Source organism: Thioclava sp. DLFJ4-1, from assembly GCF_002020145.1.
Lineage (GTDB): Bacteria > Pseudomonadota > Alphaproteobacteria > Rhodobacterales > Rhodobacteraceae > Thioclava > Thioclava sediminum.
Map to the genome: position 1 here is coordinate 76954 of NZ_MPZT01000005.1, position 25704 is coordinate 102657.

24 protein-coding genes are annotated in these 25704 nt (G+C 57.0%); 23 read left to right on the forward strand and 1 reads right to left on the reverse strand.

Annotated features, from left to right (window positions below; translation table 11 throughout):
* The first annotated feature begins 29 nt into the window (after positions 1 to 29).
* The gene (locus tag BMI85_RS15605; protein ID WP_246832578.1) at positions 30 to 2873 is read left to right on the forward strand and encodes a cation-transporting P-type ATPase; all 2844 of its coding nucleotides are present in this window, start codon (positions 30 to 32) and stop codon (positions 2871 to 2873) included.
* 87 nt (positions 2874 to 2960) lie between these two features.
* Here the strand turns inward: BMI85_RS15605 and BMI85_RS15610 are convergent, their stop codons facing one another.
* On the reverse strand, positions 2961 to 3197 hold the full coding sequence (locus BMI85_RS15610) for a hypothetical protein (protein WP_078572569.1): 237 nt from the start codon (positions 3195 to 3197) through the stop codon (positions 2961 to 2963).
* Positions 3198 to 3357: 160 nt separating this feature from the next.
* Between BMI85_RS15610 and BMI85_RS15615 the strand changes: the two genes are divergently transcribed.
* The 22 genes from BMI85_RS15615 (at position 3358) to BMI85_RS15725 (ending at position 25541) form a co-directional block, all read left to right on the forward strand.
* On the forward strand, positions 3358 to 4083 hold the full coding sequence (locus BMI85_RS15615) for a Crp/Fnr family transcriptional regulator (RefSeq protein WP_078601935.1): 726 nt from the start codon (positions 3358 to 3360) through the stop codon (positions 4081 to 4083).
* A 123-nt stretch (positions 4084 to 4206) separates the two neighbouring features.
* Complete coding sequence (locus BMI85_RS15620; RefSeq protein WP_078601936.1) at positions 4207 to 5082, forward strand: Crp/Fnr family transcriptional regulator; 876 nt, start codon at positions 4207 to 4209, stop codon at positions 5080 to 5082.
* Between the two features lie 602 nt (positions 5083 to 5684).
* Complete coding sequence (locus BMI85_RS15625) at positions 5685 to 6113, forward strand: PACE efflux transporter (protein ID WP_078572572.1); 429 nt, start codon at positions 5685 to 5687, stop codon at positions 6111 to 6113.
* A 2-nt stretch (positions 6114 to 6115) separates the two neighbouring features.
* Entirely contained in the window at positions 6116 to 6763 is a 648-nt protein-coding gene (locus BMI85_RS15630; protein WP_078572573.1) for a 5-formyltetrahydrofolate cyclo-ligase, read from the forward strand.
* A 303-nt stretch (positions 6764 to 7066) separates the two neighbouring features.
* On the forward strand, positions 7067 to 7366 hold the full coding sequence (locus tag BMI85_RS15640; RefSeq protein WP_078601937.1) for a HigA family addiction module antitoxin: 300 nt from the start codon (positions 7067 to 7069) through the stop codon (positions 7364 to 7366).
* Positions 7367 to 7638: 272 nt separating this feature from the next.
* Positions 7639 to 8181, forward strand: coding sequence for a YdcF family protein (locus tag BMI85_RS15650; RefSeq protein ID WP_281481358.1), 543 nt, complete (start codon positions 7639 to 7641; stop codon positions 8179 to 8181).
* Between the two features lie 95 nt (positions 8182 to 8276).
* A complete protein-coding gene (locus BMI85_RS15655; protein ID WP_078601940.1) occupies positions 8277 to 9032 on the forward strand; it encodes a glycosyltransferase family 2 protein in 756 nt (251 codons plus the stop codon).
* Positions 9033 to 9661: 629 nt separating this feature from the next.
* Entirely contained in the window at positions 9662 to 10063 is a 402-nt protein-coding gene (locus tag BMI85_RS15660; protein ID WP_078572524.1) for a hypothetical protein, read from the forward strand.
* A 383-nt stretch (positions 10064 to 10446) separates the two neighbouring features.
* A complete protein-coding gene (locus BMI85_RS15665) occupies positions 10447 to 10794 on the forward strand; it encodes a MarR family EPS-associated transcriptional regulator (RefSeq protein WP_078601941.1) in 348 nt (115 codons plus the stop codon).
* 35 nt (positions 10795 to 10829) lie between these two features.
* The gene (locus BMI85_RS15670; RefSeq protein WP_210402367.1) at positions 10830 to 11552 is read left to right on the forward strand and encodes a DapH/DapD/GlmU-related protein; all 723 of its coding nucleotides are present in this window, start codon (positions 10830 to 10832) and stop codon (positions 11550 to 11552) included.
* Positions 11549 to 12340 carry a sulfotransferase domain-containing protein gene (locus BMI85_RS15675; protein ID WP_078572521.1) on the forward strand — a complete coding sequence of 264 codons (792 nt, stop codon included), beginning with the start codon at positions 11549 to 11551 and terminating at the stop codon, positions 12338 to 12340. Before BMI85_RS15670 ends, BMI85_RS15675 begins: the two co-directional genes overlap by 4 nt.
* A gap of 246 nt (positions 12341 to 12586) precedes the next feature.
* Positions 12587 to 13204: a hypothetical protein gene (locus BMI85_RS15680; protein ID WP_078572520.1), complete on the forward strand. Its 618-nt coding sequence runs from the start codon at positions 12587 to 12589 to the stop codon at positions 13202 to 13204.
* Positions 13205 to 13238: 34 nt separating this feature from the next.
* Complete coding sequence (locus tag BMI85_RS15685) at positions 13239 to 14546, forward strand: flippase (protein ID WP_168174799.1); 1308 nt, start codon at positions 13239 to 13241, stop codon at positions 14544 to 14546.
* 25 nt (positions 14547 to 14571) lie between these two features.
* Positions 14572 to 15594, forward strand: a complete 1023-nt coding sequence (locus BMI85_RS21170) for a glycosyltransferase (protein WP_143595115.1) — start codon at positions 14572 to 14574, stop codon at positions 15592 to 15594.
* On the forward strand, positions 15591 to 16769 hold the full coding sequence (locus tag BMI85_RS15690; RefSeq protein WP_078572518.1) for a glycosyltransferase family 4 protein: 1179 nt from the start codon (positions 15591 to 15593) through the stop codon (positions 16767 to 16769). The genes BMI85_RS21170 and BMI85_RS15690 overlap by 4 nt, the downstream gene beginning before the upstream one ends.
* Positions 16766 to 17872 (forward strand): glycosyltransferase, encoded by a 1107-nt coding sequence (locus BMI85_RS15695; RefSeq protein ID WP_078572517.1) that lies wholly within the window; start codon positions 16766 to 16768, stop codon positions 17870 to 17872. The genes BMI85_RS15690 and BMI85_RS15695 overlap by 4 nt, the downstream gene beginning before the upstream one ends.
* A gap of 90 nt (positions 17873 to 17962) precedes the next feature.
* Positions 17963 to 18811, forward strand: coding sequence for a sulfotransferase (locus BMI85_RS15700; RefSeq protein WP_281478361.1), 849 nt, complete (start codon positions 17963 to 17965; stop codon positions 18809 to 18811).
* Positions 18808 to 19749, forward strand: a complete 942-nt coding sequence (locus tag BMI85_RS15705) for a sulfotransferase (RefSeq protein WP_078572515.1) — start codon at positions 18808 to 18810, stop codon at positions 19747 to 19749. Before BMI85_RS15700 ends, BMI85_RS15705 begins: the two co-directional genes overlap by 4 nt.
* Positions 19746 to 21143 carry a hypothetical protein gene (locus BMI85_RS21175; RefSeq protein ID WP_143593979.1) on the forward strand — a complete coding sequence of 466 codons (1398 nt, stop codon included), beginning with the start codon at positions 19746 to 19748 and terminating at the stop codon, positions 21141 to 21143. The genes BMI85_RS15705 and BMI85_RS21175 overlap by 4 nt, the downstream gene beginning before the upstream one ends.
* An 839-nt stretch (positions 21144 to 21982) precedes the next feature.
* On the forward strand, positions 21983 to 23101 hold the full coding sequence (gmd, locus tag BMI85_RS15715; RefSeq protein WP_078572513.1) for a GDP-mannose 4,6-dehydratase: 1119 nt from the start codon (positions 21983 to 21985) through the stop codon (positions 23099 to 23101).
* Between the two features lie 10 nt (positions 23102 to 23111).
* A complete protein-coding gene (locus tag BMI85_RS15720; protein WP_078572512.1) occupies positions 23112 to 24083 on the forward strand; it encodes a GDP-L-fucose synthase in 972 nt (323 codons plus the stop codon).
* A gap of 9 nt (positions 24084 to 24092) precedes the next feature.
* Complete coding sequence (locus BMI85_RS15725) at positions 24093 to 25541, forward strand: mannose-1-phosphate guanylyltransferase/mannose-6-phosphate isomerase (protein ID WP_078572511.1); 1449 nt, start codon at positions 24093 to 24095, stop codon at positions 25539 to 25541.
* Positions 25542 to 25704 lie beyond the last annotated feature (163 nt).

Below are 25704 nucleotides of genomic sequence, written 5' to 3' on the forward strand. Positions count from 1 at the left end.
TAGAGTTGCCCGAAAATGCAATTTGCCACATGATGATTGCCGAGTTTCTTGCAGACCTGATTGAACCTGACATCTCTTGCGACGCGACAAGGACCCCCATGCCTTCCACGTCCTATCCTCCATCGACAAGCCCGGCGAATCTTCACCCAGTCGACACCCGGCTTCTGGCGGAAGAGCAGCATATCATCTCGAGGCTCCATGCACTGCCCCCAAGTGAAGCCCTTCAGGCGGTCTCAGCCAGGGCGGAAGGACTTAGCAGCGAGGAAGCCGCGCATCGCCGGGTCGCGCACGGTCCCAACCGGCTTCCCGAACCGCCCCGACGAAGCCCGCTGTTGCGCTTCCTGGCGCACTTCCACAACGTGCTGATCTATGTGCTGCTCGCCTCCGCCGCGGTGACGGGGGCTCTTCAGCATTGGCTGGACATGGGTGTGATTCTTGCCGTGGCAATCGTCAACACGGTGATCGGCTATGTCCAAGAAGGTCGCGCCGAGCAAGCAATGGCCGCGATCCGGGATATGCTGGCGCCGCGCGCGGCGGTGCTGCGCGACGGACGCCGACAGACCCTCGAGGCGGCCGATCTGGTGCCCGGCGACATCGTGCTGATCGAGGCGGGTGATCGGGTGACAGCCGATCTTCGGTTGATCTCGGCCCGGGGGCTGAAGGCCGAGGAGGCGATCCTGACCGGCGAATCCGTGCCGGTCGACAAGGGCACCGCATCGGTCGCGGAGGATGCGCCGCTGGGCGACCGGAATTCGATGCTCTTCTCGGGCACGCTGGTGGCCGCCGGGGCGGGACGCGGCGTCGTCGTGGCGACGGGCGCACAGACCCAGATTGGCCGGATTAGCGGCATGCTGAGCCGGGTCGAGACGCTGACGACGCCGCTCGTCGCGCAAATGGACCGCTTCGCCCGCTGGCTGACGGTCTTCATCCTTATGGTGGCGGCGACACTCCTGACCTACGGCTACTTCGTCGGCCACCTGCCGTTTTCCGACCTGTTCATGGCCATCGTCGGCCTCTCGGTAGCTGCGATTCCCGAGGGATTGCCAGCAGTGTTGACGATCACCCTCGCTGTCGGGGTGCAGGCAATGGCCCGACGCAACGCCATCGTTCGCCGCCTGCCGGCGATCGAGACGCTGGGCGCAGTCTCGGTGATCTGCTCGGACAAGACCGGAACGCTGACGCGCAACGAAATGACGGTGGCCTCACTCGCCGCGACCGAGCACGTTTATTCCGTGATGGGCAACGGTTACGCTCCCGAAGGCGCGGTGCGCTGGCGCGATGCCGATATCGACCCGGACGACCACGCGGTGCTGATGGAATTCGCCCGCGCCGCGGCGCTTTGCAACGATGCGCTGCTGCACAGCCATGCCGAAGGCTGGCGTGTCGAGGGCGACCCGATGGAGGGCGCGCTCATGGCGCTCGCCGGCAAGGTCACTCGAGACGGGCCCGAGCCCTTCCGCGAATGGTCCCGTGCCGATGCAATCCCCTTCGATGCCGCGCATCGCTACATGGCCACGCTGCACCGCGACCGCAAAGGCCACGCCTGCATCCACGTCAAGGGCGCCCCCGAAGCGGTGCTTGCACTCTGCGCCGACCAGCGCAGCGCCGACGGCAGCACGGAGCCGCTGCACGTCGATCACTGGCACGCAGCGATCGAGGAGCTCGCTGCCGAAGGCCAGCGGGTGATCGCGATCGCCACACGCGCGGTGTCTGCGGGCCACGCCGAACTGATATCGGCTGACCTGGAGGGGCAGCTGACCTTCGTCGGCCTGATCGGTCTGATCGATCCCCCGCGGGCCGAAGCCATAGACGCCGTCGCCGACTGTCATGCCGCGGGTATCCAAGTGAAGATGATCACCGGCGACCATGCCGCCACGGCGCGCGCCATCGCCGGAAGAATCGGGCTGAAGAACGCCGAGCGCGTTCTCACCGGCGCGGATATCGAAGCGATGGACGACGCCGAACTCGCCGACGCGGCCGTGAAGACCGACATCTTCGCGCGCACCTCTCCGGCCCACAAATTGCGGCTCGTAACAGCCCTGCAATCGCAGGGGCTGACCGTCGCCATGACCGGAGACGGGGTCAATGACGCACCGGCGCTCAAGCGCGCCGATGCCGGGATCGCCATGGGGCGAAAGGGCAGCGAGGCAGCCAAGGAGGCCGCCGAAATCGTGCTCGCCGATGACAATTTCGCGTCTATCGCCGCAGCAGTGCGCGAGGGCCGGACGGTCTATGACAATATCAAAAAGGTCATCAGCTGGACACTACCCACCAATGCTGGCGAGGCAATGACGATTGTCGCAGCGCTCTTTGCCGGCATGACACTGCCGATTTCGGCGGTGCAAATCCTCTGGGTAAACCTGATCACCGCCGTGACGCTGGGCGTCGCGCTCGCCTTCGAACCGTCCGAGCCCGGCACCATGCGCCGGCCGCCTCGCCTGCGCGCCGCGCTGCTGCTGACGGGTCAACTAATCTGGCACATCGTGCCCGTCTCGTCGCTATTCCTGATGGCGGTTTTCGGGGTTTACTTCTACGCCACCGACCGGGGCTACCCGTCCGTCCTGGCGCAGACGATGGCAATGAACACCTTGGTCGTGCTCGAGATTTTCCATCTTTTCTTCATCCGCAACATCCACGGCACCTCACTCACCTGGGCGGCTGCGCGAGGAACGCCGATCATCTGGGGCTGCGTGCTTACCGTCATGGCAGCCCAGCTCGCAATTACCTACGTCCCCCCTTTGCAGAAGGTGTTCGGAACACAAGCCGTGCCGGTCCCCGAAGGCGTATTGATCATCCTGATCGGCGTCGTTTTCTTCGTTTTGATAGAGATCGAGAAGCAGATGCGGCTCGCACTTCGAAGCCTCACGCCCTGACAAGAACCGATTTCAGGAAGATCAAAAGGGCGGACCTCTTCGCATTGTTGCGCTAACTCCGGCTCTCGAAAGAACCCTAAATCCCGGTCAAAGCCTGCGCACGGAATTTCCGCCTGCGACGATTGCGCGGATCAGCTCTGCCGTGGCCAGGTGCGCCTCCCCTGCGAGAGATGCGGCAGCCGCGTGTTCATGACTTGCGGCCGCATCTTCGAGCACGCCGACGACCTCGGCCTCCGACAGCAAACCGCGATCGTTCATCGCCAAGAGCAACGCCTCGCAGATCGACAGCGCAGCGATCCCTGCATATTCCGATTTCGAGGACATTGGTTTCGGCCTTTCCTTGTGGGATTTGGGTCGCCACCGGCTGGTAATGGTGCCAACATGCAATATGACAGAAATTCCTTTCGGCTGGACTGATCGAAAGCAGCTTAAGCTTGCGATACCAGGTCTGTGCTGACCGGGACCAATGGAAAGCAAGCCACGGATGGAAGACACACCACTCGCGCGTAAGCTTGCGGCATTCGTCACCCTAACGGATCAGGAACGCACGGCTCTGAAGCTCTTATTTCGCCACCGCCGCTCGTTCGCGTCGGGACGCGATCTGGTTCATCAGGGCCAATCCGAACACGCCACCTATATTCTCTCGAAAGGATGGGTCTCCTCCTACAAGATTCAGCCCGATGGCGGGCGACAGATCGTCGACTTTCAGGTCCCCGGTGACTTCCTGGGCCTGCGCAGCATACTTTTGCGCACCTCCGATCACAGCTTCGAGCCAGTGGTCGAGATCGAGGCGGCAGAAGTGCGGCTGGATGAGTTGCTCGATGTTTTTAAGACCACACCGCGGCTTGCGACCGCCATACTTTGGGCGGCCTCTCGCGACGAGGCGATGGTCGTCGAGCATCTTGTGGGGATTGGCCGTCGCAGCGCGGATAAACGCGTCGCACATTTTCTTCTCGAGCTTGGCGCACGGCTCTCCTTTGTCGGCGTCGCAGACAAGCGCGGCTTCGATTGTCCGCTCACGCAGTATCATCTGGCCGATGCCCTGGGGCTCAGCGCGATACACGTCAACAGAGCGCTGCGCCAGCTGCGCGAGGTTGGGCTGGTCACCTTTCGCTCGGGCCGCGTTTCCTTCCACGATTACGACCGGCTGATCAGCGAGGCAGAGTTCGATCCCTCCTACATGGATCAGGAAGGCCCTTTGCTGACTTGATTGCGCTCGGCACGCTGATCCATGTCAGGACCGATCCTTGTGATTGCGCTTATGTTGACGGGAAGTTTTCAGCGGAGGTCATCAAGACTGACCTGAAAAAACAATTATTTAGGCGAGGTCTACATGCTGCTTGATAGTCAACTCACCTGCGCACCAACATCGACCTGTCTCCAGTTCGTGGAGGATGGAATTGGATTTTTCGGGGAGATTGACGCGTGCGCGGCGAAAGCCTTGGAAATGCGAACACACGTCGCCCGATTCCCTTCGGGCACGACCATCTTTGCCCAGGGCGAACCCGCTGCCTCGATTGGGGTTCTGGCCTCAGGAACGGTGAAGGTTGTCAACCTGACCGTAGACGGCAGAATGCATATTCTGAGCCTGCTCGGCCCTGGGGATATCGTCGGCGACATCGGGGCTGCTGAGAACAAGTTGTCCTGGGAAGCGGCAACGGATGTTACCCTGTGCTGGATGACGCGTTCGAGTTTTGAGACACTGCTGTCAGAGCACGCAACGTTGCAGAAAGGCTATCTCGCCGCGACCGTCCGTCAGCTCGAGAAGGAACGCCTCTGGGCGTCATCCCTGCGCGGCACGGGAACTATTCAACGTGTTGCGGCCCTGTTGTTCGCTCAGCTACCTCCGCAGTCGGGCACGGTCGATACGCATTTGCCGCTTTCGCTCACGCGGCGCGACATCGCCTCGCTGTTGGATATGTCCAGCGAGACGCTTTGCCGCGTTCTTCACGAGATCAAAGATAAGGGGGCAATCCGCATGCCCACGCCCGCTCTGATCGTCGTGCAGCAGCCTGGCACTTTGCTCGCGATCGCAAAAGGCGTGGGGGCCTCGCTCCCCAACGGCATGATGAACAACGGCATGAGGAACCGACCGAAACTCAACGAGTCTTTTCCGATAACGGCCCATGCGTCAAGGCGTATGAAGCCAGTCATGATCAAGGCCATCGAAGATGAAATCGGTTTTCTGCTGCCAATCGGGAGGCCATGAGGAGACGCTGCGAACGCGGATCTGCGCACGAAACCGCTTTGCTGGCAGCATGTTATACGAGAACCCAGTGGTCGAACTGCCGAGATTCTTCTGAGGCGTCGTCGCAACGGATGCTTGCCGCATACAAGGCCCTGACATCGGGACAGCTGAAGGTGAAGGCTACCCGTTCTCTGCTCAGACATCGCGTCACGAGAAAAGGGGGTTCGTTCGGTCAGCGCGAGCATCAGAATCTGGTCGTCGCGGATACGGGTATCTCAATTTCTCTGAGCAAGGCGGGGTGCATGGTTCGCGATGTGACATACCGTTCATTGAGCACCCTCTCTTTGAAAGCTGGCATTTGAGAGTATGCTCGGAAGATCAGAAAACGAGCAGAAACGCATCCTCGAAAACTGATGCCGACACCTGAGGCGAAAAGCTAGCCACAAGATACAAGACAGACTATCGGTAGGTATTTCCAGCCGCTGGATTGCGGGTCGGCGCGACCAGCGTCGAGCCCTGCTTGAAAAGCCAGCCCGCGAGACCCACCATAGGCAGACCCCGCCCCTCCCCCGCCCGAGCACACGGTCTGCACGCTTGACCGCCTGACCTAACGAAGACTTTTCATGCGCAGCACCTTAGACCGTATCCGCCAAGCCGTGAGTTTCGAACTCATTGGCCTCCTCATCGTGACGCCGCTTTTCGCTTGGGCTTTCGGTCATCCCATGGAGGAAATGGGCGTGCTTGTGGTCCTTGGCGCAACAGCGGCCACTGCCTGGAACTACCTATTCAACTTGGCCTTCGATCATCTCTTGCTCTGGCGTCGTGGCGATGTCCGTAAGACTATGCCAATTCGGATCTCTCACGCGGTGCTTTTCGAGCTGACGCTGCTCACCCTGCTTCTGCCGGTTTTCGCATGGTGGCTCGACGCCTCCCTGCTGACCATTCTGGTGATGGAACTGTCATTTGCAGTCTTTTACCTCGTCTACGCCTTCGTTTTCACTTGGGGATACGATACGATCTTTCCGCCTCAGAAACGTGAGCGGATGGCATAAACATGGACGACGATGCTACCGGAGGAGCCTCCGCCTGCTTTGCTCATCTTCTGGTCGACGGGCACCTGGTCGATCCCGAGACAGCACGCGATGTGGCGCGGTTTAGACGGGCGGAGCGCGCCCGGCTTGTGGCCGCGCGGGCCTTGTCGGCAGAAGATCGGGAGCGTGCGACCGACCGGCTGATTGACGGTCTCGACCGGATAGTTCCTCTCGATGCCCGCCTCACCGTGGCTGTCTATTGGCCGATCAGAGGCGAGCCGGATCTGCGGGGCTGGATGGGCAAGGCACATGAGGCCGGGGCCGAAATTCTGTTGCCCGTCGTCATCGAGCGAGATGCGCCGCTCGAATTCCATACGTGGTCCCCGGAGTGCCAGATGGTGCGCGGTATCTGGAACATCCCCGTGCCGGCCGCAGGCGAACCTCGCATGCCCGACATCGTGATTGTCCCTCTTGTCGGGGTCGACACGACCCTCCACCGCCTTGGAAACGGGGGTGGTTATTACGACCGGACGCTCGTTCGTTTTGAGAAAAAACCGCGGATCGTCGGCATAGGTTTTTCGGGCTGCGTCTTGTCGACCATCTACCCGATGCCTTGGGATGTGCCGATGGACGAGATCCTTCTGTCGGATGGAACCCATTTGACGAGATAGCGCAGAGAGGCGCCGTGTCCCTGCCTCGTTGCGCCTCGCCAGGCGTGGTTCCGGCCGCACTCCTCCCGCCGTAACGAGCGCATCAAATACCACGCACAATCTCGAGGCACTGGTTGCCGGCACCCCCAGGACGGCATCGACAGCTTTATCGATATCAGGCAATGCGTTGATGCTCAGGACCTGCGAGGTCACAACCCAACGCGCTACACGGTCCATAAGAATGACCCGTGGTGCATCACTTTCGAGTTCCACGACGGCGATGCTTATGTGCTGGACTAGGATCAATATCACCAAGAGGCAAAGATGAGCCGCAATCCTGCCCGCTGCCCGACGCATCCGGGCGAACTGCTCCGCGAGGACCTGATCCCCGCGACCAGGAAGTCCAAGACCGAGATCGCGCGGATGCTCGGGATCTCGCGCCAGCACCTGCATGACATCCTGGCCGAACGGAAGCCCGTGAGCGCTGAGGTCGCCGTGCGTTTGAGCAAGCTATTCGGAAACGCGCCGCTGATCTGGATCAGGATGCAGGGCGCCTATGATGCCTGGCACGCAGCCCGCGAGGTGGATGTGTCGGCGATTCCGCCGCTCTGTCCGGCGGAATGAACGCCTGTCTCGCGTTTCAGTGACCTTCGATGCTTTCATGAGTTTCTGCCCCTCTGCCAGCCAGGAAAGCTTAGCTGAAAACTCCAGTTTCAAACGGTCCACTTTTTAGGGAGCAGAGCACTCGGCGCGCGCGGCCGCGACGGTCGCCAGGACCTCCGGCGTCTCAGGGCCGATCGTTTTCTCCACGACCCGGTCCCCGATGCGGCGCCTCGACACCCAATAGCCCCGACCGGACTTCTCGATCCGCATGATGGACCCAGGGACGGAGAGGGGTGGCCGGGCCCGGAACCTCTGCATCAGCTCATGATAGGCAGCCTGGATCGGGACCGGGAGGTGTTCCATCAGGCATTCCTACACATTATTTTACTTTGTGTAGGAAATTATGGTTCCCCTGGCCCCGCGGCAAGCTGTCATCGACTGCAGGCAGCGGCGCCCTGCGCAACCCGACGCAAGAAACCATGCCCGGCGCCGAGGTTATGGCCGCCGCCCTCCGCGAAACGGGTATCCCACATGCGCGGCTTCTCCTCGAGACCCGATCGCGCAACACCAGTGAGAACGCGCGCCTCAGCCTCGATCTCGCGCGCCCCAAACCGGGTGAGACCTCGCTGCTCGTCACGAGCGCCTTCCACATGCGACGCGCCATGGCGAGCTTTGAGCGCGCCGGATGGGAGGAGGTAGTCCCCTACCCTGTCGATTATCGCGCAGAGGGGTTTCTCGAATATACTGCCTGGGTTTTCGCGGGCCATCTCGACACGCTGGATCTCGCGATCAAGGAATGGGTCGGGATTTGGGCTTATGCGGCGAGCGGGAGGTAGCTTGTCTGCGAGGCGACGAAAGCAAGGTCGGTTTCATCCTCCGCAGGGAGCACCTATAGACGGGTCGAACAGATTTTTCCTGGGCCAACATTTTCATGAAGATCACCGTCGTCACCGCCGTCTACAACTCTGAAGCCACCGTCGGCGAAGCTATCGAGAGCGTCGGGCGACAAACCCATCCCGATCTTGAGCACCTCATCATCGAGGGGAAATCGAAGGACGGCTCGCTCGCCGCGATCGAACGCGCCGCCCATGACCGGATGGTCCTCGTCAGCGAACCCGACAAGGGGATCTATGATGCGCTCAACAAGGGCGTGATGAAGGCGTCCGGTGACATTGTCGGCTTCGTCCACAGCGACGACTTCCTCGCCCATGACGAAGTGCTTTCCCGCGTCGCAGCCGCGTTTGAGGCCCCGCAGGTCGAAGCGGTCTTCTCCAATCTCGATTATGTCTCGCAGGCCGACACGAGGAAGGTCGTCCGGCATTGGGCGACAGGTCCCTACAGCGCGGCGAAACTCAGACGCGGCTGGATGCCGGCCCACCCCACCCTCTATCTGCGACGCTCGGTCTACGAGCGCCTCGGCGGCTTCGACACCAGCTTTCGGATCGCAGCCGATTACGACTTCATCCTGCGCTATTTCTCACAAGCGACTGGTCGCTCGGTCTACATCCCCGAGGTGCTCTACAAGATGCGCTTGGGCGGTGTGAGCAATCGCAACCTCGCTCGGATCCGCGAGAAGATGGGCGAAGACTGGCGCGCGATCCGCGGCAACAAGGTCGGCGGCGTGATGACGATTGCGAGCAAGAACTTCTCCAAGCTCGGGCAGTTCGTGGAGCGGCAGAAGGGCTGACGCGTCAGTGACGCGTCGCACTGGCGCCAAAGCACCACCACTTACCTTGCGTCAGACCCCAACTCCACAACCTAGAGTTATTTTTTCATTTACTTCAGTGCCTTGATTTCATATCATCTCTCAGCGATCCGGTTGGTGTTCTCTCTTCGGAAGGGCCTTTGCGCCCTCCCGAAAGGAGGATCGACAACGATTAGACACAATTATTCTTCGAGAATTCGACGAAGTTTTGCGTTTGAGAATTGTGCCCCGAAAGGGGAGTGTCCCCCTGCAAAGGGGGATCGAAAAGACTATCGGCAACGATGTCGCTCGGCGCAGCCCGAAGATCTCCCAACTGGGAGATTAACGAGCCGCAAAGTGCAAGACCGGATCGCACCTTATTCCCCCCTGAGATAATCACCCCAAGACAGGTTCGGGTCTATTCCGAATACGCCTCATCCAGGCGTTACGAGCGACCTGCCCATCTCCGCCCAACGTTACCACACCCCCTAGCTATTGCGTCTCGTCCCAGCACCGTCTGCCGAGTTGTCCACATAATTCGACCAAACCGAGAGATTATCGAAATTTTTCAAAACCGATTTTTCACCCGCCTCGGCTAAACTGAGATCACTCAGCAAGCAAAGGACAACATCATGCTCGACATCCTCCCCACCTCGGGCCCGCGTCACGAATTCGCGGTCTTCGCAACAAGTCTGGCCTATACCAGCGCTGAAATCGCGGCGGCGTTTGAATATCTCGACCGTAAAGAACGGCGCACCGACCCTCCGGGAGAGTTCGATCATCGCGGGCGGTTCTTCGCCGCCGAACGCACGCTGGCCGTCACGTTTTGCCGCGCGCCTTCGGCTAGGTGGCCATTCCCCCAAATGCTCGCTGCTCGGACCGCCGATCATTGCGCCGAGCTCTTCGACGTCGTGGAGGCCAAACATGTGAAGCGCCTGGCGCTTGCCTTCGCGCGGTTCCGCGGCGGCGAAACTTTCGAAGATTTGCGCCGCTTGCTCACCCCCGGCATCCGGGCACGTCAAGCAGCCCACTGAGGCAAGTGGCGGCGCATGTCGAACAAGCGACTGGAGACGCTTCTGTTGCGGCGCGCTTGGCGACACCCTCCCGCGACAACCTGCTGGCGCGACGAGCTGCCCTCCAGACAAACCGGGCCCCTTTCCTCATTCGACACCTAAGGCTCCCGCCATACTTCACCGGCCGATCTCCGCTGCCTCCAAGCAGCTTACGATCACACGCCCGTGACCTCCCTTGTCGGATGACTGGATTTGCATAAACACCCTTTTAGCGGGTGCAGCATCCTGCTAAACGCTCAACTTTGAACGATGTCGGATTTTCGACCCAAAGCTCTGAACACCCCTCCCTTCAGGCTGACCCGAGTCAGCGCTGATGCGGTAGCCTGCCAGAATGCGAGCTTCTGATGGCAGGCCAGCGCAGCAAGGTCCAGGAAGATATCCGGTTTCGCATCTTGCGCCTTCTCGAGGAAAACCCGGAAATGTCGCAGCGGGAACTGGCGAACGCGGTCGGCGTGAGCACCGGAAGCGCGAACTACGTGCTCAAGGCGCTCGTTGAGAAGGGCTTCGTGAAGCTCGGGAACTTCAAGGCCGCTGAAGATAAGCGGCGCTATGCCTACCTACTGACGCCGAAAGGCGTGGCGGAGAAGGCGGCGATTACGCAGCGGTTCTTGGCAAGGAAGATGGCGGAGTTTGAGGCATTGAAGGCGGAGATTGAGGCATTAGAATCTGAAGTTAATTCAAACAAGATATAATGATTTCCGCCGATGAAAGCAACATCGCCAAAACTATGAATATCAATACCCCACCTGCACTCATAAAAATAATAACCTTAGCAAAAAGGATGCACATCCTTTTAACTAAGAGAAGGCTTGAAGATGGCTTCTTGATGAGAGGTGCGACCGCAAAGAATTCGCGGCTAGGAGAAAACTCAATTATACACAAAAATTCAAGTATAAACAACTGCAAGATCTCCATTTTCTCGTACATATCCGCAAACTCCTCGATAGCAAACTGCAACATTGGTTCATTTTGTTCAATTGGACCACAATGCAAGATCGGTCTAGCACGACACCCGAGCAAAGTGTTCTGCTCGACCTACCCAGCTTTTTTCTCTCAAGCCAACTCAGGAGCTCGAAAGTCGTTCGTGTCGGAAACTCTATTCGATGAAACACCGCCGCTCACAAAGATCGGACACGACGTATGGATAGGAGCGAACGCAATCGTCCCTGGAGGAGTCACCATCGGAAATGGAAGCATAATTGCGGCCGGATCTATTGTAGTCAAAGATGTACCAGAATTCGCGATTGTAGGAGGCAACCCAGCCAGATTGATCGGCTGGCGTTTCAACCAGGAAGAGCAGAAAGAGCTTTTAAGCATCGCTTGGTGGAATTGGAGCCCGCGGAAAATTGAACGCGCAGCATCATTGGGAGCATTTTCAAGCGTGAGCAAACTCAAGGAATTCTCTCAGTCGACCATTCTTGAGGGCAACGAAAACGAGGTAAGCAGATGACTTCGAGATTTACTCTTCTCAAACGGGCATCTCATATCAAGAGGCGCTGGAAAGATAACCGTTTAGCGCCAATTAACCAGTACGCAAGCGATTATTACTTAGTCGAGTTTCCAAAATCTGGAGTGACATGGTTGAGCGTTCTAATCGCGAATATGCTTGGCTGCGAAGATGAAACGTCCGATCACGCAACATTCTCTTCAATTGGCAGATACGTGCATGATCTTCACTTGGGACGAAATGTTCAGGCCGAGCCAATTGGACGCTCACAAATTCGGCTCTACAAATCACACGGCCTCTGTAATCGAAACTACCGCAAGGTAATTTATATCGCCCGTCACCCCGCAGATGTATTATCTAGCTACTTCCACTTCACGATGTCTCTTCAAAAAAATAATATGACGCTTGAAGAATTTTGCGCCACTCCAACACTGGGCATTGAAGCGTGGCGCAATCATGTGAGATCGTGGCTTAGTAACAGTCTAAACTCCAATAGCTACATACTACATCTAATTCGATATGAAGATTTGATTACGAAACCAACCACTGAGCTGAGAAATTTATGTAAAAACTTTGGCTGGAATGTGCCGGACGAGAGAATTGGAAATGCGGTAGCATTAGCTCAGCGCCAAAGCATGACAGAGCAAGAAAACCTTTATCGCGCACATAATCCAAATCACGGAATGACATTCGTTCGCAAAGAACAAAGACAAGCCATGAATGCAAAGCTAAGGCAACATATTGTCGATCAAACCCGTGACGAACTCACCTTGCTTGGATATGAAAATTGATTATTAAATCATACACTTAACACCTTTGGGCAAGCGCGCGATTTTTTATATTTTTCAGCAGCGTCAAAATATTCAAGCCACGTATCAGAGCTAGGATGTAGTCATCCACCCTAGGAACAGCAATAATTATGGCCATAGCCCGATACTTCATCTCAATCGACAGTCGCAAAAGACAACTCATAAGCCTTACAAGAGGCTTCCAACGATCTGCGCCGCCTAACAATTTTACAATAGATAGTTAAGTCAATGTCGAATCGCGTGAACTTCAATTTCTTCAAAACAGTGGGCCAGGGAGCCATGCTGCGGCTTTGCTCAGCTGTGGTGCTTTTCATTGTCTCGATCGTTCTGACGCGCACACTCGGACCAGAGGGTTATGGCATCTATGCTTTCGCCGACTTTCATCCCGGGATCGTCTACAAGACCCACGGCCTCGCTGAGGAATTGCCCGATCACAGCGGCGCCAAGGTCGTTTTCCTGTTTGGCTCGGCAACCGATGCAGCGCTTTCTGTGTTGTCCTGTGAAACACGGTATGGCCCCGACTGGATCGTCGAACACTTCCGTCACCTTCGTGCCTCCGGCACCATTGACGAACTGGCCCAACGCGACGTGCTGCGTTTTTCCGACCAACTCGACGGCTGGATCGGAAAGACGAGTACGCCGCGAATTATCCTGCGCTACGGCGGCTTGTGGGATTATCAGGACGCCCTGTCGGACTTCACCGGTGTGCGGGTGGCTTTGCCCCCCAAGCGGGCACGCAAGGGGGCCGGGGCAGCCGACGCCGAGACCCGGGGGAGGTTCGTACAGACCTATGCCGCGCTTGATGCCCGGATAGCCGCCTTGCCCGATTGTCAGGTATTGGCATGAGCGAGCGGCCCGATCCGGTATGGGAGGCGCGCGCATGAACCGCGCTTTTCTTCGCGCCGTTGGCCAGTCTTCGGCCGTGCGCCTAGCTTCGGCAGGCGTGCTGTTCGCGTTGTCGATCCTGCTGGCCCGCGCGCTCGGGCCGCAGGGCTTTGGTGCCTATTCCTTCGCCTATGCGCTGATCAGTCTTGCCGTTCTGATTGCGCAGCTCGGCTTTCCCGACCTCATCGTGCGAGAAGTGGCGCGGTTGGCCACGCTGGGCCGCACCCGGCTGCTCGGTCGCTTCCTGCGCCACGCCACCGTGGTGATCGTCGGGCTCAGCCTAGCCTTCATCCTCGTCATCGCGGTGATGCTCCCGCTGTTTGGTCGCTCCGAAGTGTCGTCGTGGAAAGTAATTCTCGCCGGCCTGCCGCTGGCCCTGTTGATGCCGCTTTTGGCGCAGTCGGCGGCGGTGCTGCGCGGCACCGGCAAGGTGGTGCAATCGCTGCTTGGCCAGCAGCTCTACCGCCCGGTGCTGTTCCTCGCGCTGGTCGGCGGGGCGCTGCTTGTCGGGGTAGAGCTGACTGCGGTCACCGCGATGGGGCTACATGCGCTCGCCACCCTGCTCGTGCTGATCGAAGTTCGCCTCCGCGCGAGCCGCGCTCTGCCGCCGCTCGGCCGTCCGGCACGGGTGCCGCCGGCCCGGCTGCTGGCCTGGACGAGCACGGCGGTGATGTTCTCGGGCGTGGCCGTGGTGCGTCTCATCAACACCAAGTTCGATACCGTCGCCATCGGCATGCTGATGAGCGACGCAAACGTCGGCCTCTATGCCGCCGGCGCGCAGCTCAGCCAGAGCGCGGCGGCCATGCTGATGATCACTGCCGGCATCGTCACCCCCGCGATCGCGCGCGCCTCGGCCGCCGGCAATGACCTGGAAGTCGAACGCCAATGCCGTCAGAGCGCGCTGATGTCGTTTAGCGGGGCGGTGCTGACGCTGGCGCTCGCCGCGCTCGCCGGCCGTTGGGTGATCGCCACCGCTTTTGGACCCGAGTATGTCGGGGTCTGGCCGGCCCTGATGGTGCTGGTTGCGGGCCAGGCGGTAAATGCCTTTGTCGGCCCCGTTGGGGTGCTCTTGAACATGCGAGGGCAAGAGCGTTCGACCCTTACCGTGACCTTCGTCGCCTCGCTGGCCAACATTGGGCTCAACTTTGCCCTGATCCCGCACTGGGGTATGGTCGGGGCGGCCAGCGCCACCGTCGCCTCGATGGTGATCTGGAACGTGGCCCTCTGGGTCCGTGCCTGGCAGCTCTGGGGCATCAACTCAAGCGCGCTACCGTGGCCAATAATTCCCTCGGGAAGAAAGTGACCCTGTATAAACGGGACATGAAATGATGGAAGATGGCATTATATATTTTCGCACTACGCTTGGGCACAAGTCCTCCTATGCGGATACACTAACTTGGCTCACACGCTTTGAAATAAGGCAAGCGAAGCGCTCTCTATCGCTTATTTTTGATCTCGTAGCTTCGCGACAAGTTATCTTTTCGACCCTCGACGATGATTATTTACTCTTTTTCCTCATAAGTGCGCTACGCAGACTTGCAGCCAAATCGACAATCGGATTATTTCTCAGACCACAAACTTGTTTTGGCACCAAGCGCCCGATCCAAATAGTCAAGCGAACAGCTTTTCGGATCATTCGGAGTCTTAAAATCGCTGACGTGCTTGTAATCGTGCCATTTGAAGTAGCACCCCATTATGCCGAAATTGCGAGTGACTGGGTGCATGACCCAGAATTCTGGGACCTAGATATTAAGGTCGGAGGCCCGAACCTGCCGTCGACACCTTTAGCCGAAAACATCGTTATAAGCGCAAATGGGCGCAAAGTGATCTGTCTACCAGGCACAGTGCTCCGGCGAAAAGGCTTGAGTATGATCACGCGCATTCTCGAGACAGATCGAGATGCCGCATCTCGTATTCTTTTTGTCTGCGCAGGTCGCGTCCCAGAGGCAGAGCAGGAGGAAGTCGATCGGCTAGAAATGCTTGGCGGCCTGGTAATCCCAAGAATGATTTCTGATCAAGAGCTATTTAGCCTTTACCGGGTCGCGGATATTATATGGGCAGCCTATGCACCGGAGTATGACCAATCATCTGGAATTTTTGGAAGAGCACTACAAACAGGCTGTCCGGTGGCAGTGCGTCACGGTTCATTACTTGAACGGATGGCTTTATCTGAAAAAGTTCCTTATGTTTCGATTGACTTTAATGCGCCAGAGGTAGCACTGAAGGCGCTGAACTCGGCACTCGCTAAAGAAAGTCTCGCGACCCGCCAAGTCGATATTGCAGGAAACTTAGCGCGCCGTCAGAGGTTCGTGGAAAAAATTACTCCTAACCGAAAAGCCGAACGCAAATGACTGCGAAGCGCACTGTCGTCATTTGGGATCGCCTTGGCGAATACCATCATGCTCGCCTAAGCGAAGCATCTCGACAATTACCACTCGCAGCCATCGAAGTATTCAAACGCGACAACACATATGCATGGGGTTTCGCTAGAGCTCGTGAAGGCTATTCAGTAAAAACGTTGGCCGAGGACCCTAAGCTTACCAATATCGAACTTAGAGAACGCATGGCACGCGCGCTGACCACACTCAACGCTCAGATTGTGGCTGTGCCAGGTTGGTCTGAGCCCTATTCATTGTTTGCAATTGAATGGGCGCATCAAAACAATGCTCGTGTTGTTATTATGTCTGACAGCAACTGGTTCGACGCCCCCCGCAATGCGTTAGCCGAACGCGCAAAACGCGCCGTAGTCGCTCATTCTGGCGCAGGCCTGACGGCGGGTCGGCATTCACAGGCCTACCTCGAAAGGCTTGGACTAAACAAAACTAGAATTGAGCTTGGCTATGACGTAGTGGACAATCAACATTTTTCCCGACCGGAAAATAAACCGCGCCCAGGTGAGTTGGGTGCCCAGCGGTTCTTGGCAGTAGCTCGCTTCATTTCGCGAAAGAACCTAGACGGGCTGATTAATGCTTACGAGCGTTACCGCTCTTTAGTTGTCAATGACGAGGCCGCTTGGCCACTGATGTTGGTAGGCGATGGCGTGGAACGCGAAGTATTAAAAGGCCTAGTGGCGTCGGCGGGTCTCAATGATAAGGTCATTTTTACTGGCTTTCGTGAGTATAACGAAATGCCAGAGCTATACCATGCTTCTGGCGCACTTATTTTGCCTAGCCATGTTGAGCAATGGGGCCTTGTCGTCAACGAGGCAATGGCTGCTGGGTTGCCGGTTTTAGTTAGCAAAAACGCTGGAGCCGCTGGTGACCTTGTTCATAAGGGAGAAAATGGTGCTTGTTTCGCGCCAAAAGATTTCAACGGGCTTGCCAAACTTATGACCCAACTCTCCAGCTCAAATAGTTTTGCGGCGCAGATGGGCGCGGCGTCGGCTCAGATCATAGAGAATTGGGGCCTTCAACGTTTTGCGACGGGACTAAAGAACGCAGCCCGCATAGCTGAAAAGGCGCCCGCTCGTGTCAGTTACGCGGACCGTCTAATATTCAAATCACTGCTCGCGAAGTCGACTCGATGAAAATCACTCAGCTCACCAACTATGCGGATAATCGTGGCGGCGGTGTTTCAGAAGTAGTTTTTGAGCTAGCGGCTTCCTTCGCAGCACGCGGTCACGAAACTCGCATCATCGGCCGACTTCTGTCCGACCAGGCAACTTCGATGTCGGCCCGTGCTCCCTACATTGAGGCGTGCTCGACGCGAACAGCTGTATCTCGAGCGATTTCTCTCACCCGGGGACACATCCTTCACGTTCATGGCATATGGGCTCCTTACCTCGCCGCAGGACAACGCACAGCGCGTCGCGCCGGTATTCCAATCGTAATTTCACCGCACGGAATGCTCGACCCTTGGGCACTCACACAGGGAAAATTAAAAAAGAGGATCGCGCTAGCTAGCTATGAGGGAAAGAACCTAGCGAACGCCTCTTGTATCCATGCACTAAATTCTGCCGAAGCCGATGCCGTGCGTAATCTGTTACCGGCGGCGCGGATAGCAGTCATACCAAATGGCGTGAGCCTACCTTCGGTCCAAAGATCAGATGAGAAGGCAGATAAGGTTCTCCTCTTCCTCGGTCGCATTCATCCGAAGAAGGGCATTCTGGACCTAGTCGAAGGCTTCAGCCTTGCCGGAAGTTTTGCTGACGGATGGCGGCTCATAATCGCTGGATGGGATGACGGCGGCCATCGCAAAGACGTTGAGGAGCGCGTCAAGGCTCTTGGGCTTGAGGACCGCATAAGCGTCCCCGGACCAGCATTTGGGAAACAAAAATCGCAATTGCTTTCAAACGCGACAGCCTTTGCGCTTACGTCTTATTCCGAGGGACTGCCTATGAGCATTCTGGAAGCTTGGTCCTATTCTCTTCCAGTGCTGATGACGCCTGAATGTAACTTATCTATAGGCGGCCCCGCAGGAGCCGCAGTGCTATGCAACGCGGGTCCCCGAGCCGTGGCGAACGGCCTCGTTAAGCTTTTTTCAATGAACCACACAGCCCGCGTGAGGATGGGAGAAGCTGGACGAAAGCTGGTTGAACAGCAGTTCAGTTGGCCAAACATCACAAGTCAATTCGAAAGTCTTTACGCATGGCTAAATGGAGTCGAAGAAAAGCCGGACTTTGTTTGGTAAATAAGTATTAGGAGCCTTGAACCGTTGTTAATAAGACGAGCAAAACACAGCTTTCGCCGCGTTTACGCGCGAGTAAGCCAACCTCGCATAGTGTTTCAGGAACGAATAGTCACTACTCACGACGAAAATAGATGTGAAAATCCAATATTTTTGATCGGCTTGCATCGCTCGGGCACATCGCTAATGCGAAGAGTTTTCAATTCTCACCCCGAAATCGCCTGCCCACCAGAGACGTTTTTCTTGGAGCACTACGCACGTATGCTTCGGGATCCAATGGTATTAGCTGGATATCGATCTTTTGGACATGACGCAGAGAGCATGCGCCGAGACCTAGTCGCGAAAGCGTCGCAACTACACGAAGGATTTCGAAAGACACATGGAAAACGGCGCTGGGCCGACAAAACACCGCAATACGTGAGCATTCTCGAAGAGCTCAACGCGATGTTTGGACCCCAAGCGCAATTTGTAATGATCTACCGGAACCCGCTTGATGTCGCTCACTCAGTTATTTCGAGAGGATGGGATCTCTCGGGCGCTGGAGAAGAAGCGGACCCTGCGAATCAATTTGAAGCTACTCTCGCGCATATGGCAAGAATGTATGATAAGCAGATGACATTTGAAGCAGAGCATCCTGAACTCTGTGTCAGAGCTTACTATGAAGAAGTCGTCGCGCGGCCAGAAGAAGTGATGGCTGACATAATGGCAGGGCTTGGTGAGAAATTTCACCCATTGATGCTGCGTCACCACGAAGTTTCGCACAATTTTGGAACTGAGGACCCCATGGTTCGTGGCCTCAAAGGCTTCCAAGCAAGTCATGGAAACTGGACAAGTTGGAACTCTGGTCAAATTAGCCGAGCAACTGAAATACTAGGTCCATTTGCGAAGCGCCTCGGTTACTCTCTCGACAAGAAATTGGCCGCTAAAGGGGGAAGACTGTGAGTGAACAGGTTTGCCTTTCAGCAACGCAACCAGTCCTCCTTATCGGAGCTGGTCGTTCCGGCACCAACCTAATCGCGATGGCGCTAGGCCACTCAGAGGAACTGTTTAACGTTTACGAACAGCGATACGTGTGGACCAAGGGTATCCGGTCAATGAAGACTGACGTGCGAGGTCCGGAAGAAGCCACCGACGAGGTGGCAGGATATATTCGCGCTCATTTTGAAAGACAAGCTGGCGCGCAGACCAAACAGGTGCGGCTCGTCGACAAAACACCATCCAATGCACTTCGACTCGCGTTCTGTCTAAGAGTCTTCCCCAAGGCCAAAGTAATCAACGTTATCCGAAATCCGCTCGACAACATCGCAAGCCGGATTGTTGAACTGCAGAAAGCGGGGCAAGAAGTTGGCGGAGGTGACGGTGCTCCGGCATCTCGTGGGCAAGTTCTACTCGGTCGCATAAATCATGCGCGCGATCTAATCAAACGTGGCAACATCCCGCTCGATCGCATTCCCGCAGCCGTGTTCGATCAGGCGCCCGAGAAGGTCCGCATCGCATTGTTCGGCGGCTCGACTCGTTACGCTGAACGCGTGCCTGGCTTGCGAGAAATCGTAATGGCTCATGGCCCGATCGCGGGCCTTTGTCATCAGTGGCGCGAATTGGTCATGACCTCAGTGCGCGATGGTAGAAAACTAGGCGATGATCGCTATTTCGAAGTTTTCTATGACGACGTAGTCCAAAAACCTGAAGAAACGGGTCGTATGATGACTGACTTCTTAGAGTTGGGGCGGCCAGAGCCAGTAATCGATTGGCTGTCAAATAATGCCATTCCTGAAACAGTAGGAAATTGGCGCCGGCGACTTACGCCTGTTCAGCGGCTTGAAATAATAGAACGTTTAGACAGCGACATTCATTTCCTCAATATTCAAATCCCGAAATGATTGAAGCATATCTTACCAATGACGCCGTACTTTTTTTGACACTTGGGGTTCTTGTTTATATTGGCGCGGTGATCCGAGTCCTTATTTATGATCAAGTTGGCGTTCTATCGCTACATTTCTCGTTTATGACGTCAATTGCAATCGGATATCTTTTCAACCCGTTATGGCAACTACTTTTCGGCGGTTGGGAACATCGATTTCTTCGCCCAGAATACATAGAGACAGAAATCCTAAACGCCACACTAGTGATGATAGCATTCTGGCTCGGTTATAGCATCTTTGGACCTCGCGGCGCACGGCAGAAGAGGAAACTCTCTAGCATCAATGCCAGTGCCGCAGGGCTCAAAAAGCTTCGATACTACCACCTTGTGATTATCGCCACGTTGTCATTGACGCTATTACTACTTTCTCTAGGCGGACTAGGACCATTGCTAGATTCGAATATACAGCGCGGCTCCCAACAATGGGGAAATAGCGGTGGATTAGCGGCTCGCCTTCTCGCAATTGCGAGAATCCTCTCAATTTTATTTGGCGTTTTCGGTGCAGCATTATCTGCACTTTACCTGCGCAGCAGCAAGACCAACATTGCCCTTTCGCTATTAAGCGTTCTCCCGCTTGTTTTTATTTTTTCACTGCCATTCATGCAGTCATTTAGCCGGATGTCCGGTGGCCCAGTAGCTGTGTTTGCTATAATAAGCATGTCGCTACGCATACGTTGGTCAGCACTTTGGGGAGGGGCCTTGATCGCACTCGGGATATCGTTGTGCCTTACCGGCTTCTTCCTTCGGAGCCTATATTCACCTGGGATTGAAAATTTTTTTGACGCGTACATTAATGGACTACCAAAAGCACCAATCTTCTCCGGGCACATCAATCCGAATTACATCAACATCCTCAATTCGGCCGATCGCTTCACCCTCAAGGCCTCTTTTCTCAAAAATGAAGCAGTCCAAGGGTGGAGTAACTTCATGAACTTTCTTGGCATCTTGCAGCCGCTACCTTCAAAACTAGTCGGAATGCCAACCGTAGCGGGAACATCTTTAACCTCAGATCTTGGTACCGAGGGCGTCCTTTCAGTCACCACGCCGGCACTGGGAGAGATTTTTTACCTTTTCGGATACTCCGGGGCGGTCGTATTTCTTTTGTACGGCGCTTTGTGCGGCCGCCTCGACAAGGCCTTTCTTCGAAATCGAGCGTTGGTTTTCCAAATCATGCGCATCCTTATTATGCTAGGGTTTGTCAGTGGACTTCACAAAGGATTCCGTGCAATGACGAGACCAATCGTCTATGCAGCAGCAATTTACTTCGTCAAGCGTCTATTTGATGATTGGAAGAAGTTCGAAAACCGCAAACATAATACGGCTCGCTCGGTCAAGAGGCCACCTCTAAAATGAACCCGATTACTATTCGCAAATTAGGAACTAGAAACAAAACCCTCCGAGCTCTTTGGGGTTTTGCGAGGCTTCTTCTTTTCGCCCCTAGTCCGCGCACCGCCCACCGGTGGCGACGCATGCTATTGCGAGTGTTCGGAGCACACATCGAGAGAGGCTGCCTAATTTACCCATCGGCCCGCATTTGGGCACCTTGGAATCTTGAAATGGCGACGGGCTCTGTTATAGGAGACGGCGCTGAAATCTATAACGTGGCGACAGTCCGACTTTGTCGCGGGACAGTCATCAGTCAGCGCGCTTTTCTTTGCACAGCCAGCCACGATTACTCTCAAGAAGAATTCAATTTAGTTGCAGGGGAAATTAGGCTTAACGAAGGCGCTTGGGTTGCAGCCGAGGCTTTTGTAGGACCAGGTGTTGAGATCGGCGCTTTTGCCATTCTTGGAGCCCGCGCCGTAGCCACTCGAGATATTTCGGCCAACGTTATCGCCGGAGGCATACCCGCTCGATCATTAAGCCACCGGCCTTCGGTGACCACGCCTCCAGGCATAATACTCTCAGGGCTTTCGCACACCTCTTAAACGGCCGTTCATCTTCTTTCCCGAGGCTTCAATTTACGGTCAAATATAGCTTTAGATTTAAAAATTTAGCATAACGAAAATCATCGATTATTTCGATCTTTAGCAAACCGGCCCGCCGAACAGCTCCTGCCTTCCAGAAATCGAATTAGAGGCAACATTCGCTTATTTTTCCCGCCAATATTAGCACAGTTTTCAACCTACACGGTGGCTCAAACAACCAGTCAAACTTGTGCTATGTCCCTCCAGAAAACTGAAGGATAGTTAATGAAGAAAGCGCTCATCACAGGCATCACCGGCCAAGACGGCTCCTATCTCGCCGAATTCCTCCTTCAGAAAGGCTACGAAGTCCACGGCATCAAGCGCCGCGCCTCGCTATTCAACACCCAGCGGATCGACCATATCTACGAGGATCCGCACAGCAACCACGCCCAAATGAAGCTCCATTACGGCGATCTCTCTGACACCTCGAACCTCACCCGCCTGATCCGCGATATCCAACCGGACGAGGTCTACAACCTCGGGGCGCAGTCCCATGTGGCTGTCTCCTTTGAGGCGCCAGAATATACCGCTGATGTCGACGCGATCGGGACACTGCGCATGCTCGAAGCGATCCGCTTCCTCGGCCTCGAGAAGACAACCCGCTTTTACCAGGCGTCGACCTCGGAGCTCTACGGTCTCGTCCAAGAAACCCCGCAGAAAGAAACCACGCCTTTCCATCCGCGCTCACCCTATGCGGTCGCCAAGCTCTACGCCTACTGGATCGCGGTGAACTATCGCGAGGCCTATGGGATGTATGCCTGCAATGGCATTCTGTTTAACCATGAGTCCCCCCGTCGCGGCGAAACCTTTGTGACGCGCAAGATCACGCGCGGCTTGTCGAACATTGCTTTGGGTTTGGAACCCTGCCTCTACATGGGCAACATCGATAGCTTGCGCGATTGGGGCCATGCGAAAGACTACGTTCGGATGCAGTGGATGATGCTGCAGCAGGACACGCCCGAAGACTTCGTGATTGCCACCGGAAAGCAGTATTCCGTGCGTGAATTCATCACCTGGAGTGCGCGGGAATTGGGGATCGAGCTGGAATTCTCGGGCTCCGGCACCGAGGAGATCGCCACGGTTGCAGCTATCGCGGGCGACAAGGCGCCTGCCCTGGAGGTCGGGGATGTCGTTATGCGGATCGATCCGCGTTACTTCCGTCCCGCCGAGGTGGACACCCTTCTGGGTGACCCATCCAAGGCCAAGGAAAAGCTCGGCTGGGTGCCCGAAATCACCGCGCAGGAGATGTGCGCCGAGATGGTCGCGGAAGACCACAAGGCCGCGCGGCGTTACGCGCTCCTCAAGGAACACGGGCTGGACCTACCGGTCTCGCTCGAAGGCTGAGGCGAAGACGATGACCAAGATCTATATCGCAGGCCATCGCGGGATGGTGGGCGGCGCAATTCTGCGCCAGCTGGAGACGCGCAAGACCAAGGGTGAGACGCTGGAGCTGATCACCCGCACGCATTCTGAACTCGACCTGACCAATCAGGCGGCGGTGCGCAAGTTTATGCAGGTGGAGCGACCTGACGTGGTGATCCTCGCCGCGGCCAAGGTCGGCGGGATCCACGCGAACAACACCTATCCGGCCGAGTTCATCTACGAGAACCTCATGATCGAGGCCAACGTGATCCATCAGGCCTTTGCCGCTGGGGTCATGAAACTCCTGCAGCTCGGCTCTTCCTGCATCTACCCCAAGGCCGCCCCGCAACCGATGGCGGAGGACGCGCTACTGACCGGGCCGCTCGAGCCCACGAACGAGCCCTATGCGATCGCGAAGATCGCGGGGATCAAGCTTTGCGAGAGCTACAATCGCCAGCATGGCGTCGATTACCGCTCGGTGATGCCCACGAACCTCTACGGGCCGGGCGACAACTTCCACCCGGAGAACAGCCATGTGCTTCCCGCCCTGATCCGGCGCTTCCACGAGGCCGCGCGGGATGGGCTGGAAGAGGTCACGATCTGGGGCACCGGCACGCCGCGGCGCGAGTTCCTACATGTCGATGATATGGCCGAGGCCTCGCTCTTCGTGCTCGACCTGCCCAAGGCGGAGTATGACGCGAATACCGATCCGATGCTGAGCCATATCAACGTAGGCTCGGGCAGCGACATCTCGATCCTGGAGCTGGCGCAAATGGTCGCGAAGGTGACCGGTTTCGAAGGGCGGATCACGACCGACACCTCCAAGCCCGATGGCACAATGCGCAAGCTGATGGATGTCAGCCGCCTGAAAGCGATGGGCTGGCAGGCGCGCATCGGCCTCGAAGACGGGATCGCCGAGACTTATCGCTGGTTCCTCGCGAACTACGACACTGCCAGAACCTGAGAGGGATTTATGAGCAAGACGATCCACCCCGTCCTCCTCTGCGGCGGCTCGGGCACGCGCCTCTGGCCGCTCTCGCGCAAGAGCTACCCCAAACAATTCGTCAACCTGATGGGCGAAGAGAGCCTGTTCCAGGCCTCCGCCAAACGGCTCGCAGGCGAAGGGTTCGCATCACCTTCCGTAATCACCGGCGCGGATTTCCGCTTCGTGGTGATCGAACAACTGGCCGCGCTCGAAATCGCCCCCGCCGATATCCTGATCGAGCCGTCCGCTCGCAACACCGCCGCCGCGATCTGCGCCGGCGCGCTGGTGCTCGAAGTCCGCGAGCCCGGCGCGCTGATGCTGATAGCGCCCTCGGATCACGTCATCCCCGATCCTACGCGTTTCCGTGCAGCGGTCGAGGCCGCCGCCCCGGCAGCCGAGGCCGGACAGCTGGTCACCTTCGGCATCCGCCCCGATCGCCCCGAGACCGGCTACGGATGGTTGGAGTTGAGCGAAGCCCCGGACCCGGAATTCTCCGCAACCCCACAACCGCTGAAATCCTTCGTCGAAAAGCCCGATCTGGCCAAGGCCGAGACGCTGCTCGAGGGTGGCATGCATCTCTGGAATGCGGGCATCTTCCTGTTCTCTACTTCGACGATCCTTGAGGCCTTCGCCAAACACGCACCCGAAACGCTGGCGCAGACCAAGGCCGCGGTGGAGGTCGCCGAGCGCGATCTGGGCTTCACCCGGCTCGCGCCCGAGCCCTGGGCGCAGCTCGAGGACATCTCGATCGACTACGCGGTGATGGAGCGCGCCGACAACCTGACAGTCGTGCCCTATGGCGGCGCGTGGTCGGACTTAGGCGACTGGCAGGCGGTCTGGCGCGAGCGGAGCCCGAACGAGCACGGCATCGTCGCGACCGGCCCCGCCACTGCAATCGACTGTCGCGATACGCTTCTGCACTCGACGGACACCGCTCAGGAGCTGGTCGGGATCGGGCTTGAGGATATCATCGCCGTCGCCATGCCCGATGCGGTTCTTGTCGCCCATAAGGACCGTGCGCAGGACGTGAAGAAGGCCGTTGCCGAGCTGAAGGCCAAGGGGGCTACGCAAGCCGAGACCCTACCCCGCGACTTCCGCCCCTGGGGTTGGTATGAGAGCCTCGTTGTCGGTGAACGTTTCCAGGTGAAACGGATCCACGTTCACCCGGGCGCCGCGTTGAGCCTGCAAAGCCACCACCACCGCGCTGAGCACTGGATCGTTGTCGAGGGCACCGCTAAGGTGACCATTGATGACGAGGTGAAACTCGTGACCGAGAACCAGTCTGTCTATATACCGCTCGGTGCCGTCCATCGCATGGAGAACCCGGGGAAAGTTCCGCTGACGTTGATCGAAGTGCAGACCGGCAGCTATCTCGGCGAGGACGACATCATCCGCTACGAAGATGTCTATGCGCGTGGGCAAGGCGCGAAAGGGTAAGGGCCTCGCTGCGTCCTTGGGAGGGTCGGCTTCGAAGCCTCAAGATATTTACAGAAAGCGAGAGCCACGACACCAAAGTCGTGGCTCTCTTTGTTTGAAGATCTTTCTATCGCGTCGCGACAGAAGGAAAGAAAAACTGACACTCTGTCTGTGGATGCAGCCC

Coding starts and splice junctions, on each gene's coding strand:
- BMI85_RS15605 (WP_246832578.1), top strand. CDS start 30: ATGATGATTGCCGAGTTTCTTGCAGACCTGATTGAACCTGACATCTCT.
- BMI85_RS15610 (WP_078572569.1), bottom strand. CDS start 3,197: ATGTCCTCGAAATCGGAATATGCAGGGATCGCTGCGCTGTCGATCTGC.
- BMI85_RS15615 (WP_078601935.1), top strand. CDS start 3,358: ATGGAAGACACACCACTCGCGCGTAAGCTTGCGGCATTCGTCACCCTA.
- BMI85_RS15620 (WP_078601936.1), top strand. CDS start 4,207: ATGCTGCTTGATAGTCAACTCACCTGCGCACCAACATCGACCTGTCTC.
- BMI85_RS15625 (WP_078572572.1), top strand. CDS start 5,685: ATGCGCAGCACCTTAGACCGTATCCGCCAAGCCGTGAGTTTCGAACTC.
- BMI85_RS15630 (WP_078572573.1), top strand. CDS start 6,116: ATGGACGACGATGCTACCGGAGGAGCCTCCGCCTGCTTTGCTCATCTT.
- BMI85_RS15640 (WP_078601937.1), top strand. CDS start 7,067: ATGAGCCGCAATCCTGCCCGCTGCCCGACGCATCCGGGCGAACTGCTC.
- BMI85_RS15655 (WP_078601940.1), top strand. CDS start 8,277: ATGAAGATCACCGTCGTCACCGCCGTCTACAACTCTGAAGCCACCGTC.
- BMI85_RS15660 (WP_078572524.1), top strand. CDS start 9,662: ATGCTCGACATCCTCCCCACCTCGGGCCCGCGTCACGAATTCGCGGTC.
- BMI85_RS15665 (WP_078601941.1), top strand. CDS start 10,447: ATGGCAGGCCAGCGCAGCAAGGTCCAGGAAGATATCCGGTTTCGCATC.
- BMI85_RS15670 (WP_210402367.1), top strand. CDS start 10,830: ATGAATATCAATACCCCACCTGCACTCATAAAAATAATAACCTTAGCA.
- BMI85_RS15675 (WP_078572521.1), top strand. CDS start 11,549: ATGACTTCGAGATTTACTCTTCTCAAACGGGCATCTCATATCAAGAGG.
- BMI85_RS15680 (WP_078572520.1), top strand. CDS start 12,587: ATGTCGAATCGCGTGAACTTCAATTTCTTCAAAACAGTGGGCCAGGGA.
- BMI85_RS15685 (WP_168174799.1), top strand. CDS start 13,239: ATGAACCGCGCTTTTCTTCGCGCCGTTGGCCAGTCTTCGGCCGTGCGC.
- BMI85_RS21170 (WP_143595115.1), top strand. CDS start 14,572: ATGGAAGATGGCATTATATATTTTCGCACTACGCTTGGGCACAAGTCC.
- BMI85_RS15690 (WP_078572518.1), top strand. CDS start 15,591: ATGACTGCGAAGCGCACTGTCGTCATTTGGGATCGCCTTGGCGAATAC.
- BMI85_RS15695 (WP_078572517.1), top strand. CDS start 16,766: ATGAAAATCACTCAGCTCACCAACTATGCGGATAATCGTGGCGGCGGT.
- BMI85_RS21175 (WP_143593979.1), top strand. CDS start 19,746: ATGATTGAAGCATATCTTACCAATGACGCCGTACTTTTTTTGACACTT.
- gmd (WP_078572513.1), top strand. CDS start 21,983: ATGAAGAAAGCGCTCATCACAGGCATCACCGGCCAAGACGGCTCCTAT.
- BMI85_RS15720 (WP_078572512.1), top strand. CDS start 23,112: ATGACCAAGATCTATATCGCAGGCCATCGCGGGATGGTGGGCGGCGCA.
- BMI85_RS15725 (WP_078572511.1), top strand. CDS start 24,093: ATGAGCAAGACGATCCACCCCGTCCTCCTCTGCGGCGGCTCGGGCACG.